We start from the raw sequence: 18,176 nt of genomic DNA, 5'->3' as shown, positions 1-18,176 counted from the left end.
CCATGACGAAGATCGACACCAGCAGGCCGGAGAGCGTGCTGCCCACCCCCTCGCACACCGTCGGCCCGTTCTACGGCCACGCCCTGCCGTTCCGCGGCGGTGAGGACATCGCACCCCTGGGGCATCCGGACACGGTCACCGTGCACGGGTACGTCACCGACGGTGCGGGCGCTCCGCTGCCGGACGCCCTCATCGAGCTGTGGGGCGCGGACCCGGACGGCAACGTGCCGACGGCGGACGGTTCGATGCGCCGCGACCCGGCGTCGGGCGGCTTCCTCGGGCGCAACGGCGTGGAGTTCACGGGCTGGGGACGGATCCAGACCGACGCGAACGGCCACTGGTACGCGCGCACGCTGCGGCCCGGCGCGCGCGGGCGGAGCGCCCCGTACATCAGCGTGTGCGTCTTCGCGCGGGGGCTTCTCGTGCACCTGTACACCCGCATCTACCTGCCGGGCGACGATGCGGTGCTCGCCGCCGACCCGCTGCTGTCCGGGCTGGAGGACGGGCGCCGCGACACGCTGATCGCCGTGGCGGAGGCCGACGGCACGTACCGTTTCGACATCCGCCTTCAGGGCGAAGGCGAGACGGTATTCCTGGAGTTCCAGTGACATCTGCCCCTGGTGACACCGGCCTGCTCGCCCCCGGGTGGGCCGACTCGGCGGCGGCGTCCGCCACGAGCGATGACGCCTATCTGCGGGCGCTGCTCGACGCGGAGGCCGCACTGACCCGGGCCCAGGCGGCGCTCGGGCTGGCCCCCGCCGAGGCGGCGACGGCGGTGACCGAGGCGGCCGGCGCCGGCGCCTTCGACGTCCGGTCCCTCTCCGAGCGGGCCCGCTCGGGCGGCAACCCCGTCATTCCCCTGGTCGCGGAGCTGACGAAGGCCGTCGGCGAGGAGTACGGCCCCTACGTCCACCGGGGCGCGACCAGCCAGGACATCATGGACACCGCGACCATGCTGGTCGCGGTGCGCACCCTGGACCTGGTCCTCGCCGATCTCGGCCGCACGGAACGGGCGCTGGCGCGGCTGGCCGCCGAGCACCGCGACACCGCGCTGCCGGGGCGGACGCTCACCCAGCACGCCGTACCGACGACGTTCGGGCTGAAGGCGGCCGGATGGCGGGCGCTCGTCCTCGACGCGCGGGACCGGGTGAAGGCCGTGAGGGACTCGCTTCCGGCCCAACTCGGTGGCGCTGCGGGCACGTTGGCGGCCTTCGGGGCGTACGGCGCGAGCGATCCGGCCGCGCTGCCGGTGGCCTACGCCCGTGAACTCGGCCTCCGCGTACCCGATCTGCCCTGGCACACCCTGCGGACGCCCGTCGCCGATCTCGCCGGCTGCCTCGCCTTCACGGCGGGCGCGCTCGGCAAGATCGCCGTGGACGTCCTCACCCTGTCGCGCACCGAGATCGCCGAGGTCGCGGAGAGCAGTGGCGGGAGTTCGTCCGCCATGCCGCACAAGTCCAATCCCGTACGGTCCACCCTCATCGCCACCGCCGCGCGGCGGGCACCGCAGCTCGCGGCCACGCTGTACGGGTCGATGGCGGCGGAGGACGAGCGGCCCGCCGGGGCCTGGCACGCGGAGTGGGAGCCGCTGCGCGACCTGCTGCGGCTGGCCGGCGGGGCCGCCCGGGATGCCGCCGAGCTGGCGGAGGGACTACGGGTCAGACCCGACGCCATGCGCGAACACCTGGATCTCACCCACGGGTTGATCATCTCCGAGCGGCTCTCCGCCGAGCTGGCCCCGGTGCTGGGCCGCGCCCGCGCCAAGGAACTCCTGACCCGGCTGGCCTCCGAGGGGCGCCCGCTGGCTGAGGCACCGGAGCTGGCGGACGCCGACCTCGATCCCACCCACTACACCGGCTCCGCCGGAGCCCTCACCGACCGTGCTCTGGAGCGACGTTGACACTCCTCGACCACCGTGCCGAAGGGCCCGCTTCCGCACCCCCGCTGCTGCTCGGGCCCTCCCTCGGCACGTCGAACGCCCTGTGGGACAAGGTGGCCCCCGAGCTGTCGATCGCCCATCGGGTGGTCCGCTGGGATCTGCCGGGACACGGCGGCTCGGCCGCCGGTCTCATCGGCGCGGGCGCGACGGTCGGTGACCTCGCCGACCTGGTGCTGGCGCTCGCCGACTCGCTCGGGATCGAGCGGTTCGCGTACGCGGGTGTGTCGCTGGGCGGGGCCGTGGGGCTGCACCTCGCGGTGCACCGTCCGCAGCGGCTGTCGTCCCTGGCCGTGATCTGCTCCTCCGCGCACTTCAACGGGGCGAGGCCCTGGGAGGAACGGGCCGCGCTGGTGCGGCGGGAGGGGCTGGCCGGGCTGGCGGAGAGTGCGGACGCGCGCTGGTTCACGTCCGGTTTCACCGTGCCGGGGCTGGTGGACGACCACCGTCGCGCCGACCCGGACGCGTACGCCGCCTGCTGTGACGCGCTCGCCGCGTTCGATCTCCGGGACCGGCTGCCCGAGATCGCCGTGCCGACCCTGCTGGTGGCCGGACGGGACGATCCGGCGACACCGCCCGCGCATCTGCGGGAGATCGCGGACGCCGTGCCGGGTGCGGCGCTCGTGGAGATCCCGGGCGCCTCGCACCTGGCGCCCGCGCAGTGCCCGGAGGCGGTGCTGACCGCGTTGCGCGCGCACTTCGGCGGGCCCGCCGGCCGCGGTATGGAGGTGCGGCGCGAGGTGCTCGGTGACGCGCACGTCGACCGGGCGCAGGCCCGGCAGACCCCGTTCACGGCGCGCTTCCAGGACTTCATCTCGCGCTATGCCTGGGGCGAGATCTGGACCGACCCGACACTGTCGCGCCGCGAGCGCAGCATGATCACGCTCACCGCCCTGGTGGCGCACGGCCACTACGACGAACTGGCCATGCACGTCCGGGCGGCCCGCCGCAACGGGCTCACGCCGGAGGAGATCGGCGCGGTGCTGCTCCAGACGGCGGTGTACTGCGGGGTGCCGGCGGCGAACTCGGCGTTCGCGACGGCCCAGCGGGTGCTGGCGGAGGAGGACGGCGCCTCGTAGACGCCGGAGCGCCTCGTGGGCGCCGGAGGGTGTCCCTGCCGGTCGTAGGCTCGACGGCAGCTCGCCCGGGCCCGCCCGGCGTGCCTACGGTGGGGGCATGTCCACCATCCTGATCACCGGCGCCACCTCGGGGCTCGGCCGGTACGTCGCCTTCGAGCTCGTCCGCTCCGGGCATGTCGTCCTCGTCCACGGCCGGGACGCGGACCGCACCGAGCGGCTGGCCGGGGAACTGCGCTCCGAGGGGGACGCCGAGGCGTTCGTCGCCGACCTGGCCTCGCTGGCGCAGGTGCGCGAGCTGGCCGGGCACGTCGCCGACGCGCATCCCGAGCTCGACGTGCTGGTCAACAACGCGGGCGTGGGGTTCGGGACGCCCGGCGCGGGCCGTGAGCTGAGCGCCGACGGACACGAGTTGCGGCTGGCGGTGAACTATCTGGCGCCGGTCGTGCTGACCCGGGGCCTGCTACCGGTGCTGCGGGCGAACGCGCCGGCGCGGATCGTCAACGTCGGTTCGGCCGGTCAGGAACCCCTCGTCGCCGAGGACCCCGAGTTCACCCGCGGCTACGACGGCGTGTCGGCGTACTGCCGCAGCAAGTTCGCGCTCGCCGCGCACACCTTCGCGCTCGCCGGGGAACTGGACGGCACCGGCGTCTCGGTGAACGTGCTGCACCCGGCGACCTACATGGACACGGCGATGGTCCGCGAGGCGGACGTCACGCCGTGGAGCACGGTCGCCGACGGGGCGGCCGGTGTGCTGGCCCTGGCCACGCGCGACCTGGGCAGCGGCCGGTACTTCGACGGGACGAGCCCGGCACGGGCCCATGAGGCGGCGTACGACCCCGGGGTGCGCAAGCGGCTCGCCGCGGTGACCGACCAGTTGCTCGCCGCCTGAGCTACCCGGGTCCGGCACCCGCCTTCAGCGCCGTCCGTGCCCGCTCGGCCAGTCCGTCCGCGCCGCAGGAGACCGCCATGTCCAGTCCGCGGTGCAGGTCGGTCGCCGAGCGGGCGGCGACGCCGTACTCGATGCGGGCCGCCGCGTGCTCGTACTGGCAGGGCGAGGACTCCAGGTAGGCGACGGCCTGGGCGGCGAGGCGGACCGCGCGCTGGCCGGTCTCCAGGGCGGCGGCACAGCGCAGGGCCTCCCCTATGGCGGTGTCCGTGCCGAAGCGCTCGGCACGGCGGCGGACGTCGACGGCGAGCCGGGCGGCGCGCGTCGGGTCCTCGGTGGCCAGGGCCCGGGCGAGGTCGGCCGCCCAGGGGACGAGCACGGGGTTGTGGTGCCCGCGCGCCGCCGCCGCCTTCTCGGCGGCCTCCAGTTCGTTGACGCCGTCCTTGGTGCGGCCGACGGCCAGCAGCAGCCGGCCGCGCACCGAGCGCGGGTCCGGCAGGACGATGGTGGACGGGTAGGGCGGGGCGAAGCCGTACCGTTCGGCGACCTCCCAGGCCTCCTCGACATGGCCGCGGGCGAGCAGCGTGTCGACGAGGTTGCAGGTCGCGGTCCAGTACAGGGGCAGGCGGCGGCCGACGCGTTCGGCGAGGCGCAGCGACTCGCGCAAGGACGCCTCCGCGTCCTTCAGCCGGCCCCGCCTGCGGTGGCCGAGCCCGACGTAGGCGTGGGCCAGGGCGAGGTGGCCGCCGCTCCAGCCGGCGGTCTCGTAGGCGCGCAGGGCCTCGTTGTAGAGAGTCTCGGCGCGGTCGAGGCGGTCGGTGAAGGCGTAGGCGTTGGCCAGCATCAGCAGCAGTTCGATGCCCCACTCGGTGTCGGTCCAGCCGAGCCCGGGGGCCAGGCGGCCGTTGACGAGGGCGCGGTCGCACAGTTCGGCGACCTCCTCGGCGTTCTCGCCGTGCATCAGGGCGTCGAAGCCGCGCAGGATGAGCAGCGCGCGTTCGGAGTTGTCCCGGCCGGTGCAGGTGCTCGCGAGGTCGGCGAGCCGCCGGGAGCGGTCGGGTGAGGTGGCCTCGCCGGCGTGCAGTCCCTCCCACATGAAGTGCACGGCCTGGAGCCGCATCCGGGCGGGACCGGGCTGGAGCCGGGCGGCCTCCGCCTCGACCGTGCGGACGGCCTCCTCCAACTCGTCGTTGTGGAGGAGCGCCTGGGAGAGCCGGAAGACGGCGTCCACGCGTTTGTCGCCGTCGAGGCCCGGCATGCCGAGCGCGGCCCGCAGCTGGCTGATGGTGCGGGCGGGCGCGGTCAGGAAGGTGGCCTCGGCCAGTTCGTACAGCACGTACGGGTGTGATTCGGGCCGGGGCGGCTCCTTCAGGGCACGCTCCAGGCAGCGGCGGGCCGCGTCGGGGGCGCCGACGGCGAGGTGCTCGCGGGCGGCCTCGCGCAGTTGGCCGACGAGTTCCTCGTCGTCGTCCGGGTGGACTTCGAGGAGGTGCCGGGCGGCGGCCGCGGCGCCGTGTCCCTCGTCGGAGACGATGCGGGCGGCGATGCCGTGCATGGCGGTGCGCAGGGCGTCCGGGATGGAGTTGTAGACGTCGGTGGCGATCAGCGGGTGGACGAACTCCAGGTCGCCTTCGCCGGTGCGGCCGGTCGTCGGGTCGGGGGCGGTGAGGATGCGGGCGGTGCGCAGCAGTTCGGCGCAGCGGCGGGCTTCGTCGGGCCGCAGGGTGGCGAGCTTGGCGACCAGGTCGATGGAGATGCCGGTGCCGAGGATGGCGGCGGCCCAGGCGAACCTGGTGGCGTCGATGCCGAGTTCCTCCAGGCGGGCGACGAGGCCGCCGCCGCGGGCCGAGCGGTTCAGCTCGCGCAGCTCCCCGGCCCTGGCCTCGACCGGTTGGAGTTCGCTGTCCCGCACCTTGGCGAGGAGTTCGACGGTCTCGTAGGGGTTGCCTGCGGTGACGGCCCAGACCTCGCGGCAGAACGCGGCGTCGGCGTGCCCACCCAGGGCGGCTCGGGTGAGTCCGGCCGTGGCGTCCGGGGTGAGGGCGCTGAGGGTCGTGACGGGGGCGTCGGCGGCGGCTGCGACGGTGTCGAGGTGCCGGGCGCTCGCGCCGGAGACCTTGCCCGGTCGGCGGGTCACCACGACCAGGACGGACATCTCGTCGAGGCGCTCGGCGAGCCCCGCGAGCCAGTGCAGGGTCTCCTGGTCGGCCCAGTGGGCGTCGTCGATCAGCAGCACCAGCGGCCACTCCCGGCGGGAGAGCCGGCGCACGGCGGCGACCAAGCCGTCGCACACGCCCTGCGGGTCGGCCTGCCGGCCGCCGGGGTCCGCTATGCCGAGGGCGGGGCCGGCGATGTCGTACCAGTCGCCGAGGTACTCGCGTGCCTCCTCCGGCAGCATCGACACCAGTGCCGGTTGCAGCAACTGCCGTACGACGTTGAAGGGGACGGACCTGAGGGTCTCGCCGCCGCGTGCCGACCAGACCGTGCAGCCGCGTGCCTCGGCGATGCGGCGGGTTTCGGCCAGCAGCGCGGTCTTGCCGAGTCCTGCCTCGCCGCGGAAGACCAGCAGTCCGCCGGCCGAGGAGCGGTCCGCGCACAGGCGGTCGACCGCCCGCGCGACGGCGGCGACTTCCTCGTCGCGCTCCCACAGGGAAGCCGAGGCGCCGGCCGTGGGCCGTACCTCCGTCATCCCGCTACCTCCCCAAGTCGCCCGAACGACGTACAGACGTCGAGCGTAGTCCTCCGATTGCCTGAGTGGTGGGCGGACCGGGCACCTGTTGCCGTGACGGGTGACATGGAGCGCGGCCGGACGACGCGACCGGCCCGCCACCGGCCCCCTTCGGGCCAACGCGGCGCGGTAGCACGGGAGGTGACGTTCATTCACCGGAAACGGAACACACGGCGCGGCCGCCGGGCGCTGGTCGCGGGGTCGGTGGGCAATCTCATCGAGTGGTACGAGTTCGGCGTCTACGGCTACTTCGCGACGATCATCGCGGCGCGGTTCTTCACGCCGGAGGGCGGCAGCGAGGCCGAGGCGCTGGTGAAGACGTACGCGTCGTTCGCGCTCGCGTTCTTCTTCCGGCCCGTCGGGGCGGCGCTTTTCGGCCGCCTGGGCGACCGGGTCGGCCGTCGTCCCGTGCTGGTCCTGGTGATCACGCTGATGACGGTCGCGACCACGCTGATCGGCGCGCTGCCGACGTACGCGCAGGCGGGTGCCCTGGCACCCTGGCTGCTCACCTTCCTGCGGGCGCTCCAAGGGCTGTCCGCCGGTGGAGAGTTCGGCGGGGCGGTGTCGGTGATGACGGAGTTCGCGCCGCCGGGCAGGCGAGGGCTATACGGGTCGTTGCAGTCGTTCACGGTGGCGCTGGGGCTGCTGGCCGGTGCGGGGGCGGCGGCGTCGCTCGCCACGGTGCTGACGGAGGAGCAGTTGGGATCGTGGGGCTGGCGGCTGCCGTTCCTGCTGACGCTGCCGTTGGGGTTGGGGGCGTTGTGGCTGAGGCTGCGGCTGGACGAGACGCCGGCGTTCGTGGCGGCGGCACGGGAGACGCCTCCCCCGCGCGAGGTCGTCAGAGCCGTCGTGCTGGGCGCGGGCCGGATCATGGGCTGGGCCGCGGCCGGTTACACCTTCCTCGTCGTGCTGCCGTCGTATCTCCAGAGTGCGCTGGGAGCGAGCTTCCAGCAGGCGCTGGTCGCCACCGTGCTGGCCAACCTGGGCTTCGCGCTGACGATCGTGCCGGCGGGGCTGCTCAGCGACCGGCTCGGGCGGCGGGCGGTGATGCTGACGGGCGCGGTGCTGGTCGTGGTCCTCGCGGTGCCGCTGCTCAACCTTCTTCAGGCGCCCGGCGTTTCGAACACCGTGAAGGGTGTGGCGGTGTTCGGCGCGGGTGCGGTGGTGGGGCTGATGGCGGGGCCGGGTCCGGCGATGCTGTCGGAGATGTTCCCGACCCGGGTGCGCTACACGGGCCTGGGACTCGCCTACGCGCTGTCCAATGCGGTGTTCTCCGGGTGCGCCGGGCTCATCATCACGGAGACGATCGAGCGGACGGGGAGCGTGGACATCCCCGCGTACTACGCGGCGGTGGCGTGCGCGGTGAGCGTACCGGCGCTGCTCACGCTGTCCGGGCGGCGGGTGGGGGGTGCGGTGGCTGACACGGCGGAAGAGGCGGAACAGAAGGCGGGCTGAACGGATGCGGGTGATCGGATGCGGGTGATCGGTCTCATGTCCGGGACGTCGTACGACGCCATCGACGCGGCGGCGGCCGAGCTGGACCTCGTCGGGGACAGCCTGGTGCTGAAGCCGCTCGGCATGGTGAGCGAGCCGTACGACGGCGAACTGCGCGAGAGCCTGGCCGCCGCCCTGCCGCCGGGCACCACCACGCTGGGCGAGGTGTGCCGGCTGGATACCCTCATCGGGCAGGCCTTCGCGGCGGCCGCCGTCCGGGCCGACCGGGAACTGTGCGAGGGGCGCGCCGAGTCGGTGGCCTCGCACGGGCAGACCGTCTACCACTGGGTCGCCGAGAAGGAGGTGCACGGCACGCTCCAACTCGGGCAGCCGGCGTGGATCGCCGAGGCGACCGGACTGCCCGTGGTCGCCGACTTCCGGCCGCGTGACATCGCCGCCGGCGGGCAGGGCGCCCCGCTGGTCAGCCTGTTCGACCTGCTGTGGCTGCGCGGCCGGCCGGGCAGGCCCGTCGCGCTCAACGTCGGCGGTATCGCCAACCTCACCGCGCCCGACGGGACCGCCTTCGACACCGGGCCGGGCTGCGCGCTGATCGACGCGGCGGCCCGGGGGTTCAGCGGCGGGGCCCTGGCCTACGACACGGACGGGGCCCTGGCCGGCCGCGGCCGGGTGCACGGGCCGCTGCTCGACCGGCTGCTGGAGGAGCCGTACTACGCGCTGCCCGCGCCCAAGACGACGGGCAAGGAGCTGTTCCACCTCGGTCATCTGCGGGACGCGCTGGCCGGGTTCGGGACACTGCCCGCCGAGGACGTCGTCGCCACTCTGACCCTGCTCACGGCCCGGACGGTGGCGGACGCCGTGCGGTCGGTGAGCGCGACGGAGGTCGTCGCCTCGGGCGGCGGGACCCGCAACCCGGTGCTGATGGGCATGCTCGGGGACTTGCTGCCGGGGGTGGCGGTACGCACCTCGGACGAACTCGGGCTGCCGTCCGACGCGAAGGAGGCCTACGCCTTCGCCGTCCTGGGATTCCTGACCCTGCACGGCCTGCCCGGCACCGAGCCCGCGAGCACCGGTGCCCGGCGTCCGAGCGTGCTCGGGTCGGTGACCCCGGGGCGGGACGGGCTGCGGCTTCCCCCGCCGGCCGACCGGAGTCCGACGCGTCTGCTGCTGGACTGACGCGATCCGTTCGGCTCCTCTCATGCCACTTTCACCGACGCCTCATACGGTGGGGGCATGACGCAGGAGACTCCTCCCGGGTGGTACCCCGACCCCGGACAGAAAAGTGACGGGCCCGCCACCGTGCGCTGGTGGGACGGCAAGGCCTGGACGGACCGCATCCGTCCGGCGGACCCGGCCGCGACCTGGGGTCCCCCCACGCAGCCGCCGACGGCGGAGGCCTCACCGATGGATCCGGCCCCTGGTGATGCGCCGTTGCCGGATCCGGCGCCCTCAGGGGACGCGTCGTCCTCGGGGGACACGTCGACCTCAGGGGACACGTCGTCCGCGGGGGACGCGTCGTCCGCGGGGCATTCGGGGGCCGCTGGGCGGCCAGGTGATGCGGGGGCACCGGGAGCCCCCGGGTATCCGGATGGTGCCGGGAATCCGGCCGGCGCCGGGCAGCCGACCGGAGTTGGACAGCCGGAAGCGGGGCAGCCGGCTGACGCCGGGGCACCGGGGGCTGCTGGGAGTCCGGGTGGTGCCGGTGCCCCAGGATCCCCGCAATATCCGGGTAATGCCGGACAACCGGCAGCCGCCGGAAACCCGGCCGACGCCGGGCAGCCGACCGGCACCGCATTCCCAGGAGCCTCCGGACATCCGGGGAATGCCGGACAACCGGCAGCCGCGGGGTATCCGGGCGGCGCCGGGTATCCGCCTGGCACCGGCTATCCGGCAGTTCCCGGATATCCCAGCTACCCCGCCACGCCTCCGCCCGCCGGCCGGGGGCGAGGGTTGCGGATCGGGATAGCCGTGGCGGCCGCCGTCGTCGTGCTCGCCAGCATCGGTGTCGGCGTGTACGCGCTGACCGACAACGGCGGTTCGGGCGGTGGTTCCGCCACCTCGCAGGCGCCGGGCGGCCCGGGCGGACCCGGGGGCCAGGGAGGGCCGTTCGGCGGGCCGGGCGACTCCGGGGGCTCAGGCGGGGACGGCGGCTCCGGCGGTCCGAGTCCGTCACCCGAGCAGTCCCAGCCGCCCAAGATCAGGAGCGGGTCGGTGACCGACGCGGTCAGCGGGATCAGCCTGCCGATCCCGAAGGGCTGGTACGGCCAGGAGGTGCCGGTCGGCGCGCAGATGACGTCCGACGACTCCTACAAGTGCCCCGGCGACACCACCTCGACCTGCACGAAGGGCGGAGCCTACTCGGCACCGGCCCTGGCCCTCGGCACCAAGGGCGCCACCGCCGAGGAGGTCGCCAAGGCGGACATCGCGGCGAACGCCGAGGAGTCCTACGGCGGGAAGTCCTACGGCGGCATCACCTCCCACGACGTGCTGGACTCCAAGGCCGTGACCGTGGCCGGGCAGAAGGGCTATCTGGTCCGCTGGAAGGCCGTCACGAGCAAGGGCGCCGACGGCATCGTGGAGTCGCTCGCGTTCCCCTCCCCCGCGAACGCCAAGCAGATGGTCGTCGTGCGCTTCGGCGTCGACGCCGACCAGAAGGAGTCCGTCCTGGACGAGATCACCAAGGGCATCAAGGTGTCGACGGGCGGCGGCAACGGCCAGACCGTCTGACCGGCCCCTGACCGGCCGGAAACACCGGACCGGCAAAGGGACCCGGACACTGTCGGCCGGGTGGGGCGCCCCCGCCGCTCACAGGGGAACCCCACCCGGCCGGGGGTGCGCGCCGCCCCCGTCCCCACGGGTCGGCGCGGTCGGGTCGCCGTCCGGTCATCCCGTGGACGGCGGCCCGGGTCTCAGGTGAGGCCGAGTGCCGGCAGCACCGCCGCCTCCACGAATCGCACCAGATAGTCAGGGTCCGCGTCCTCGCCCTCCAGGACGGGCCGGATGCGCAGGACGCCGAACATCTGCGCGGGGATGTACTCCAGCGCCGGATGATCGGCGGGCACCTCCCCGCGTTCGACCCCGCGCCGGATGATCTCCTTCAGCGCGGCGATCTCCGGCTCGACCAACGCCTCGCGCAACGCGCGCTTCAGCTCGGGGTCCTGGGGCGCGGCATGGGCGAGCGCCTGGAGCAGCTTGGTGTCCCGGCCCGACAGCTCGCCCGCCGCCCGGGCGGCCTCGCGCAGGTCGTCCGCGAGCGAGCCGGTGTCGATGCAGCGCGTCCGCCGGTGGGAGCGCAGCGCCGCCGCCACGAACTGGGGCTTGGTCTTCCACTGCCGGTAGAGCGTGGACTTGCTGCACCGGGTGCTGGCCGCGATCCCCTCCATGGTGACGGAGTCGTAGCCGCACTCGCGGAGCTGCTCCAGCACGGCGTCGTAGAACTCCTGCTCACGCTCGGGCGTGATCTTGGAGCGGCGCGAGGAACCGACCGGCTCGGGCCGGTCCGCAGCCTGCGACGTCATGGGCTGTGCTCCTGGCTTCCTCGGGCGGCCGGAAAATTCCCGGCCGGCGGTGTGTCGTTCGTCTATCGATACGCCAGTGTACCGGTACGCCGCCGTATCGGTACACTGGCGTATCGGTACGCACTCGTACCGATAACAGCAGTACCGTCATCGAAAGGGCCGGGGGATGAATGCCCGCACCGAGCCTGCGCCGGCGGGGTCCGACGCGATAGCGCGACCGCCGCTCGTCCGGGAGCTCCTGCTCGTCGCAGGGCTCTTCCTCGTCTACAAGCTCGGCCGGCAGCTGGCCACGGGCCAGACCGGCGAGGCCTTCCACAACGCGTACAGCGTGTGGGACTTCGAACGAGCGGTCCGGCTGCCCGGCGAGGAGGCGGTGCAGTCCCTGCTGCTGCACGGGGAAGGCCTGGTGCACCTGGCCAACACCTACTACGCGGCCGTCCACTTCCCGGTCACCGCCGCCTTCCTGATCTGGCTCTACCTGCGACGCCCGGCCCACTACGTGTGGGCCCGCCGGATCCTGGCCGCGGTCACCGCCGCCGCCCTGGTGCTGCACCTGCTGTTCCCGCTCGCCCCGCCGCGCATGCTGGCCGCGACCGGCCTGGTGGACACGGCGCGCGTGTACGGCCCGTCGGTGTACGGCAGTCCCGCGACCGACTCCCTGTCGAACCAGTTCGCGGCGATGCCGTCGCTGCACTTCGGCTGGGCGCTGATGGTGGCGGTCGGCCTGATCCTGGCGACCCGCTCGCGGTGGCGCTGGTTGTGGCTGCTGCATCCCCTGCTGACGCTGCTGGTGATCGTCGGCACCGCGAACCACTACTGGCTCGACGCGATCGTGGCGACGGCGTTGCTGGGGCTCGCACTCGCGGCTGTCCACCTGCCGCATCGCACCGTGACGACGACGCACCGCGCGCAAGGCAGGCTCGTACCGGCCCAAGTACGGGCCGAGGTCCGGGCCGAAGAGCAGGCGCTCGCGGGAGCGGGCCGATGAGCGCCGTCCTCGTCGCCGTGGCCCTGTCCCTCGTCTCCGCCGTCGCCTACGCGGCCGCCGCGGTCGCCCAGGAGCGGCTCGCCTCCCGTTCGCCCGGTGCGGGCACGCTGCGACTGCTCGGCAGTGGCGCCTGGTGGTGGTCGGTCGGGCTGAACGCGGCTGCCGCCCTGCTGCACGTCGTGGCGCTGAAGTACGGCCCGCTGACCGTGGTCCAGCCGCTCGGCGCGCTCACCCTGGTCGCGGCCGTGCCGATGGGCGCTCGGCTCGCCGGGCGGCGGGTGAGCACCGTCGAGTGGAGGGGCACCGCGCTGACGCTGCTCGGCCTGGGCGCGATCCTGGTCACGGCGTCCGGCCCGGCGCCCGACGACGTGCTGAGCGTTCCCGAGGCGCTGGCGGTCGCGGGCGCGACCGCGGCCCTCATCGGCGTGCTGTCCCGGCCGGGCGCCCGCCCGGGGCTGCGGCACGCGAGCGCGTCCGGCGTGGCCTCCGGGGTCGCCTCGGCCCTCACGCAGACCGTGACGGTGGCGGCGACGGACCGGTCCGGTCCGCTGCTGAGCGTCCAGGTGGTCGGGGTGGCGCTGCTCGTTGCGGCCTTCGCGGCCGGCGGGCTGCTGTTGTCGCAAACGGCTTACCGGGGCGGTCTCGGCGGCCCGCTCGCGGTGGTGACCCTGGCCAACCCGCTGGCCGCCGCGGTGATCGGCCTGTCGCTGCTGGGCGAACGCCTCCAGGGCGGTCCGGCGGGCGTGCTGCTCGCGTTCGCCGGCGGCGGCCTGGCGTCCTGGGGCGTGGTGCTGCTCAGCCGGGTGACGCCCGCGGCCGCCCCGGCGGACGACGACCATCCGGTGGCCGCCGTCCTGGCGCTGGAACCCGGTTCGGCCACGGCCGAACCGGCCCTGGTGCCCCGGCCGCACGATCCGGGGCACCTCACCACGGCTACGCGGTGATGAACGCCGGGTCGCTCACGCCCGGCCGCCCGTTCTCGACGTGCCCCGCGAACCGCCGCAGGAACGCCGCGTCGCCCTCCGCGGTGACGGTCAGGTCGTACCAGCGGCGGCCGGCGGTGAGGTCGACGGTCCGCCGCACCTTGGCGCCGGGGCGGACGGTGACGGTCGAGGGCCGGCCGCCGTAACCGTCGGAGAGCTTCAACCGTGCCGTGCCGGAGCCCCCGTTGGTGAAGGTCAGCTCGATGTCGTCACCGGCGTGGCGTGCGGTGACCTCGCAGCCGGCCGTCCTGTTCGACCCCCTGAAGACCCGCACGAAGCCGTTCGGGCCGTGCACGGTCAGGTCGTACGAGCCCGCCGACCAGTCCGAGTTCCAGGTGTCGGAGACGGTTTTGCCGGCCTCGGTGGTGTACATCCAGGGGCCGTCGGCGCGGTTGCCGGACGTGACGTGGAAGGCGGCGCCGGCCTTCGGCCCGGAGGCGAAGGCGAGGGTAAGTTTCCCGGCCCCCGCGTCGACCGAGGCGTCCACGTGCGGTGCGTACTTCAGCGGCCGGGCGCGGCGCAGGCCGCGTTCCTGCCGGGGCATGCGCGGGTCGGCGGGCGGGGTCGGCTTGTAGTCGGGGTGGCGTTCGCGGTCCTGCGGCTCGTACTCGTCGGTGCCGGGCAGCGGGGCGGGCCGCGTGTCCTTGCGGGAGAAGTCGAACGCGGAGGTCAGGTCGCCGCAGATCGCCCGGCGCCATGGCGAGATGTTGCTCTCGCGCACGCCGAAGCGGCGCTCCATGAACCGCAGGATGGAGGTGTGGTCGAACGTCTCCGAGCAGACGTATCCGCCCTTGCTCCACGGCGAGACGACGAGCATCGGCACCCGGGGTCCGAGCCCGTAGGGGCCGGCCGTGTTCTTGCCGTCGCCCGGGAAGAGATCGAGGGAGACGTCGACGGTGGACTTGCCGCGGGAGGCGTCCTTCGGCGGCAGGGGCGGCACGACGTGGTCGAAGAAGCCGTCGTTCTCGTCGTAGGTGATGAACAGGGCCGTCTTCGACCAGACCTCCGGGTTGGCGGTGAGGGCGTCCAGGACCTGGGCGATGTACCAGGCGCCGTAGTTCGACGGCCAGTTGGAGTGCTCGCTGAATGCCTCGGGGGCGACGATCCAGGAGATCTGCGGCAGCTTGCCGGCCTTGACGTCGGCCTTCAGCAGGTCGAAGTAGCCGTCGCCGGCCTTGGCGTTCGTGCCGGTGCGGGCCTTGTCGTACCAGGGGTCGCCGGGCTTGGCCTCGCGGTACTTGTCGAAGTACAGCAGGGAGTTGTCACCGTAGTTGCCGCGGTAGGCGTCCGCGATCCAGCCCCAGGAGCCCTTCGCGTCGAGGCCGTCGCCGATGTCCTGGTAGATCTTCCAGGAGATGCCGGCCCGCTCCAGGCGCTCGGGGTAGGTCGTCCAGCCGTAGCCGAGTTCGTCGTTGCCGAGGACCGGGCCGCCGCCGGTGCCGTCGTTGCCCGTGTAGCCGGACCACATGTAGTAGCGGTTCGGGTCGGTGGAGCCGATGAACGAACAGTGGTAGGCGTCGCAGACGGTGAAGGCGTCGGCGAGGGCGTAGTGGAAGGGGATGTCCTCGCGGGTCAGGTAGGCCATGGTCGTGGTGCCCTTGGCGGGCAGCCACTTGTCGTACTTGCCGCCGTTGTAGGCCTGCTGGCCGTCGGGCCAGGAGTGCGGGAGTCCCTCCAGGAACTGCATGCCGAGGTCGTCGGCGTCCGGGTGGAACGGCAGGATCTCCTTGCCGTCCTTCTCCTGGTGCCATATCGGTTTGCCGTTGTCGAGGGTGACCGGACGCGGGTCGCCGAAGCCGCGGACGCCTCTCAGACTGCCGAAGTAGTGGTCGAAGGAACGGTTCTCCTGCATCAGGACGACGATGTGTTCGACATCCTCGATCGACCCGGTGCGGTGGTTGGCCGGGAGCGCGGCGGCACGCTGGATGCTGGCGGACAGCGCGCTGAAGGCCGTGGTGGCGCCCGCGAGTTGGAGAAAGCGGCGCCGGTTGACTTCGGACATGAAGGACAGACCTCTCATGCTGAGGTACGGGATGGCCGGAACGTGACGGAATCTGCGCGGAAGGAGTGTTTCAGGCACACCAAACGTCAAGGAAGGGGCCGGTGACAGTGGTGTGAAAGTCGCCGGTACGTGAGGTGTGCCGGAGCATTGTCAGGGGAGGGTCAGGGACGTGACAGAGACGCAGACGGCCTCCCCGCCGACGAAACGGCCCGTTCGCCAGCTCCTCGCCGCCTCCGTGGGCAACGCCGTGGAGTGGTACGACTGGTACGCCTACACGTTTCTGGCCACCTACATCGCCGCCCAGGTCTTCCCGAAGAGCGCGGACAACTCGCTGGTGCCGCTGCTGTCCACGTTCGCGGTGTTCGCGGTGGGCTTCTTCATGCGGCCGGTCGGCGGGCTGCTGATGGGCGCGGTCGCGGACCGGCACGGGCGGCGGGCCGCGCTGACGGTCACCATCCTGCTGATGGGCGGCAGCAGCCTGCTCGTCGGGCTGACCCCGACGTACGCGGCGGTGGGCGTGCTGGCGCCGGTGATCCTCGTCCTGGCGCGGCTGCTGCAAGGCCTGTCCGTGGGAGGCGAGTTCGCGGCCTCGACGACCTTCCTGGTGGAGTCGGCGGGCCCCGGCAGGCGCGGTCTGTTCTCCAGCTTCCAGTACGTGTCGACGACCGTGGGTCAGCTGGTCGCCTCCGGCATCGCCACCCTGCTCGTGGACACGCTGAGCGACGGGCAGATGAACGGCTGGGGCTGGCGGATCCCGTTCATACTCGGGGCCGTGCTGAGCCTGGTCGGCTTCTGGATCCGGCAGGGCGCGCAGGAGACCCGCAGCGCCGAGCAGCAGCAGGCGCCGCGCCCCGGCCTGTTCGAGGCACTGCGCCGGCACCCGCGCGAGTCCCTCCTCATCGGCGGCATCACGGCGGGCGGCACCATCGCCTACTACACGTGGACGTCGTACCTTCCGACGTACGCCGAACTCAACGCGGGGCTGGAGAAGTCGGACGCGCTGCTCGCGGGCACGATCTCACTGGCCTTCTTCGCCCTGCTGCAACCGCTCGGGGGCCTCCTGTCGGACCGCTTCGGCCGTCGCCCCCTGCTCCTCTTCTTCGGGCTGGGCTTCGCCCTGCTCACCGTGCCCCTGCTGCACGCCCTGCGCGACTCGTTCGCGGTACTGCTGCTCGTGCAGTGCGCCGGAATGGTGCTGCTGACCGGGTTCACCTCGATCAGCGCGGCCGTGAACGCGGAGATCTTCCCGCCGCGGGTCCGCGCGGCCGGTATCGGCTTTCCCTACTCGCTGACGGTCGCCCTCTTCGGCGGCACGGCTCCGTACGTGGGCACGCTGTTCAAGGAGGTGGGCCACGCCGGGCTCTTCCCCTGGTACGTCGCGGTGCTCTGCCTGCTGTCGTCGCTGGTGTACCTGCGACTGCCCGAGACGGCTCACGCACCTCTCCGGCGGTGAGCGGGCGCGCCCGGGCGGCGGACGGTCAGGGCCCGGCTCGCGGGCGAGACCCGTCCGCTCCTTCGTCCGCGCGCTCTCCGTCGTGGGTTCCCCCCTGTGGCCCTTCGTGCGGTCCCGCGCCGTCCTGGAAGGCGGTCGGCGGTCCGGGCGCGCCGGCCTCTCCCAGCACGTTGTGCTCCCGGACGGCGGCTCTCTCGGGATCGACCACGGCGTCGGTCGTCCTGCCCACCTCCGACAGCGTCATCTGGGCGCGGTCGTCGACCAGTCGGGTCACGAGGTGCTGGGCGGCGCCGAAGGCCGCGGCCCAGCCGAGGACCTGCGCCCTGCTGTCGAGGTCGCTGAGCCCGGGGACGAAGGCGCCCCGGATCAGCAGCAGTCCGAGGAAGGCGGACAGGGCGCCGGTGGGGAACTTCAGCACCGCCGATGCCAGGGGCAGCATGTAGGGAGCGTCGGTGCCCCGGATGTGGCGCAGTGAGGCGATGACGGTGAGTGCCGCGCCGGCGAGTCCGGCGATCTCGACGGTGAGGATGTCCCTTGACTGGGCCAGTTCGCTGGCAGGGGTTCCCGCCGGCACATTGGGATGCTCCGCGGTAGGGCACACGACATCGATCCTGCCCGCGTTCCCGGGGTCGACCTTGGGCGTGAAGCACATGCTCAGCGACTGGGGGAAGAACCAGCCGTAGACGGCGAGGCCGGCGACCCCGAGCAGGACGAGGAAGGTCGCGGTCCACAGGATGTTGCGCAGGCTGCGCACCCGGGCCAGCTCGTCGTCCAGCGCGTTGTACGCGGCGTCGAGCGCCCGGACCATGAGGTCCCGGTCGCTCGGTGACATCTCGCCGGAGATGATGGAACGGAGCCGCCGGGCGAGACGGACCCGTCGTGGGTCGTCCTTGTCGAGGTGATCCTTGACCAGCGCCATGACCTCGCTGGCACGGCCGGCGGCTTCCTCGTCGGAGACCAGTTGCAGGAGCGTCACCTCCGCGCTGCGTATGTTCGACCAGACGCCCTCACGCGCGGCCGAGCCGGACCAGGCACGCCGCCATCCGAAATTCTCGTCGGCAGCCGCTCCGGCCTTTTCCAGATGGCTCCGCATTCCGTCGACGAGCGTCATACGGTCTTCAGGGCAGGGCCGGACACTCTCGCGTTCCAGC

General features: G+C 73.1%; 13 protein-coding genes and 2 pseudogenes. 11 read left to right on the top strand and 4 right to left on the bottom strand.

Going from position 1 to position 18,176, the window contains the following annotated elements:
• The first annotated feature begins 2 nt into the window (after positions 1 to 2).
• From pcaG to ABFX81_RS04665, 4 genes are all read left to right on the top strand, one after another.
• Positions 3 to 608, top strand: a complete 606-nt coding sequence (gene pcaG, locus ABFX81_RS04680; protein ID WP_086855080.1) for a protocatechuate 3,4-dioxygenase subunit alpha — start codon at positions 3 to 5, stop codon at positions 606 to 608.
• Entirely contained in the window at positions 605 to 1,900 is a 1,296-nt protein-coding gene (gene pcaB, locus ABFX81_RS04675; RefSeq protein WP_086855081.1) for a 3-carboxy-cis,cis-muconate cycloisomerase, read from the top strand. Before pcaG ends, pcaB begins: the two co-directional genes overlap by 4 nt.
• The gene (gene pcaDC, locus ABFX81_RS04670; RefSeq protein WP_346137648.1) at positions 1,897 to 3,015 is read left to right on the top strand and encodes a bifunctional 3-oxoadipate enol-lactonase/4-carboxymuconolactone decarboxylase PcaDC; all 1,119 of its coding nucleotides are present in this window, start codon (positions 1,897 to 1,899) and stop codon (positions 3,013 to 3,015) included. Before pcaB ends, pcaDC begins: the two co-directional genes overlap by 4 nt.
• A 97-nt stretch (positions 3,016 to 3,112) precedes the next feature.
• A complete protein-coding gene (locus tag ABFX81_RS04665) occupies positions 3,113 to 3,904 on the top strand; it encodes an SDR family NAD(P)-dependent oxidoreductase (protein WP_086853631.1) in 792 nt (263 codons plus the stop codon).
• 1 nt (position 3,905) lies between these two features.
• Here the strand turns inward: ABFX81_RS04665 and ABFX81_RS04660 are convergent, their stop codons facing one another.
• Positions 3,906 to 6,590: an AAA family ATPase gene (locus ABFX81_RS04660; protein ID WP_086853633.1), complete on the bottom strand. Its 2,685-nt coding sequence runs from the start codon at positions 6,588 to 6,590 to the stop codon at positions 3,906 to 3,908.
• A gap of 180 nt (positions 6,591 to 6,770) precedes the next feature.
• Between ABFX81_RS04660 and ABFX81_RS04655 the strand changes: the two genes are divergently transcribed.
• The 4 genes and pseudogenes from ABFX81_RS04655 to ABFX81_RS04640 form a co-directional block, all read left to right on the top strand.
• The gene (locus ABFX81_RS04655; RefSeq protein WP_086853635.1) at positions 6,771 to 8,084 is read left to right on the top strand and encodes an MFS transporter; all 1,314 of its coding nucleotides are present in this window, start codon (positions 6,771 to 6,773) and stop codon (positions 8,082 to 8,084) included.
• Positions 8,085 to 8,102: 18 nt separating this feature from the next.
• On the top strand, positions 8,103 to 9,257 hold the full coding sequence (locus ABFX81_RS04650) for an anhydro-N-acetylmuramic acid kinase (RefSeq protein ID WP_086853637.1): 1,155 nt from the start codon (positions 8,103 to 8,105) through the stop codon (positions 9,255 to 9,257).
• Positions 9,258 to 9,314: 57 nt separating this feature from the next.
• Positions 9,315 to 9,395, top strand: a pseudogene (locus tag ABFX81_RS04645) (DUF2510 domain-containing protein); the annotation flags it as partial.
• A 510-nt stretch (positions 9,396 to 9,905) separates the two neighbouring features.
• Positions 9,906 to 10,808: pseudogene (locus tag ABFX81_RS04640) on the top strand (hypothetical protein); the annotation flags it as partial.
• Positions 10,809 to 10,990: 182 nt separating this feature from the next.
• On the opposite strand, the gene ABFX81_RS04635 reads toward ABFX81_RS04640, so the two are convergent.
• Positions 10,991 to 11,599 (bottom strand): TetR/AcrR family transcriptional regulator C-terminal ligand-binding domain-containing protein, encoded by a 609-nt coding sequence (locus ABFX81_RS04635; RefSeq protein ID WP_086839953.1) that lies wholly within the window; start codon positions 11,597 to 11,599, stop codon positions 10,991 to 10,993.
• Positions 11,600 to 11,765: 166 nt separating this feature from the next.
• Here ABFX81_RS04635 and ABFX81_RS04630 point away from each other — a divergent pair, with 166 nt between their 5' ends.
• Positions 11,766 to 12,587, top strand: coding sequence for a phosphatase PAP2 family protein (locus ABFX81_RS04630; protein ID WP_086839952.1), 822 nt, complete (start codon positions 11,766 to 11,768; stop codon positions 12,585 to 12,587).
• Positions 12,584 to 13,531 carry a DMT family protein gene (locus tag ABFX81_RS04625; protein WP_086839951.1) on the top strand — a complete coding sequence of 316 codons (948 nt, stop codon included), beginning with the start codon at positions 12,584 to 12,586 and terminating at the stop codon, positions 13,529 to 13,531. The genes ABFX81_RS04630 and ABFX81_RS04625 overlap by 4 nt, the downstream gene beginning before the upstream one ends.
• On the opposite strand, the gene ABFX81_RS04620 is transcribed toward ABFX81_RS04625, so the two are convergent.
• Positions 13,521 to 15,572 carry a phosphocholine-specific phospholipase C gene (locus ABFX81_RS04620; protein WP_086839950.1) on the bottom strand — a complete coding sequence of 684 codons (2,052 nt, stop codon included), beginning with the start codon at positions 15,570 to 15,572 and terminating at the stop codon, positions 13,521 to 13,523. The two genes, ABFX81_RS04625 and ABFX81_RS04620, sit on opposite strands and share 11 nt — an antisense overlap.
• A gap of 169 nt (positions 15,573 to 15,741) precedes the next feature.
• Here ABFX81_RS04620 and ABFX81_RS04615 point away from each other — a divergent pair, with 169 nt between their 5' ends.
• The gene (locus tag ABFX81_RS04615; protein WP_086839948.1) at positions 15,742 to 17,025 is read left to right on the top strand and encodes an MFS transporter; all 1,284 of its coding nucleotides are present in this window, start codon (positions 15,742 to 15,744) and stop codon (positions 17,023 to 17,025) included.
• 25 nt (positions 17,026 to 17,050) lie between these two features.
• Here ABFX81_RS04615 and ABFX81_RS04610 read toward each other — a convergent pair whose 3' ends face one another.
• Positions 17,051 to 18,136, bottom strand: coding sequence for a hypothetical protein (locus ABFX81_RS04610; protein WP_346137647.1), 1,086 nt, complete (start codon positions 18,134 to 18,136; stop codon positions 17,051 to 17,053).
• Positions 18,137 to 18,176 lie beyond the last annotated feature (40 nt).

The sequence above is a fragment of the Streptomyces coeruleofuscus genome (assembly GCF_039532725.1).
Classification (GTDB): domain Bacteria; phylum Actinomycetota; class Actinomycetes; order Streptomycetales; family Streptomycetaceae; genus Streptomyces; species Streptomyces coeruleofuscus.
The sequence above is the reverse complement of the archived record's forward strand: the minus strand, read 5'-3'. Positions and strand labels throughout refer to the sequence as shown.

Coding starts and splice junctions, on each gene's coding strand:
- pcaG (WP_086855080.1), top strand. CDS start 3: ATGACGAAGATCGACACCAGCAGGCCGGAGAGCGTGCTGCCCACCCCC.
- ABFX81_RS04665 (WP_086853631.1), top strand. CDS start 3,113: ATGTCCACCATCCTGATCACCGGCGCCACCTCGGGGCTCGGCCGGTAC.
- ABFX81_RS04660 (WP_086853633.1), bottom strand. CDS start 6,590: ATGACGGAGGTACGGCCCACGGCCGGCGCCTCGGCTTCCCTGTGGGAG.
- ABFX81_RS04650 (WP_086853637.1), top strand. CDS start 8,103: ATGCGGGTGATCGGTCTCATGTCCGGGACGTCGTACGACGCCATCGAC.
- ABFX81_RS04635 (WP_086839953.1), bottom strand. CDS start 11,599: ATGACGTCGCAGGCTGCGGACCGGCCCGAGCCGGTCGGTTCCTCGCGC.
- ABFX81_RS04630 (WP_086839952.1), top strand. CDS start 11,766: ATGAATGCCCGCACCGAGCCTGCGCCGGCGGGGTCCGACGCGATAGCG.
- ABFX81_RS04625 (WP_086839951.1), top strand. CDS start 12,584: ATGAGCGCCGTCCTCGTCGCCGTGGCCCTGTCCCTCGTCTCCGCCGTC.
- ABFX81_RS04620 (WP_086839950.1), bottom strand. CDS start 15,572: ATGTCCGAAGTCAACCGGCGCCGCTTTCTCCAACTCGCGGGCGCCACC.
- ABFX81_RS04610 (WP_346137647.1), bottom strand. CDS start 18,136: ATGACGCTCGTCGACGGAATGCGGAGCCATCTGGAAAAGGCCGGAGCG.